The organism is Bittarella massiliensis (ex Durand et al. 2017), assembly GCF_017566145.1.
GTDB classification, from domain to species: Bacteria; Bacillota; Clostridia; order Oscillospirales; family Ruminococcaceae; genus Bittarella; species Bittarella massiliensis_A.
Map to the genome: position 1 here is coordinate 1 of NZ_JABFCL010000213.1, position 223 is coordinate 223.

The 223-nt window shown below is 48.9% G+C and carries 1 protein-coding gene; it reads left to right on the top strand.

Going from position 1 to position 223, the window contains the following annotated elements:
• Positions 1–223 (top strand): aminotransferase class I/II-fold pyridoxal phosphate-dependent enzyme (locus tag HJY11_RS14080; RefSeq protein WP_208076514.1); only part of this gene is annotated, 223 nt, incomplete at both ends.

Below are 223 nucleotides of genomic sequence, written 5' to 3' on the forward strand. Positions count from 1 at the left end.
GGTACATACGATCCAAAGTCTGAGGTGTGGAGCGATGTGATCTACATGCCTTGTACGGCGGACAATCATTTCGTGCCGGAACTTCCGAAGGAAGTGCCGGATCTGATTTATCTGTGTTTTCCGAACAACCCAACGGGGTCTGCTATCACAAAGGATCAGCTTCAGATGTGGGTGGATTATGCGAATCAGAAGGGATCTGTCATCATCTACGATGCGGCATATG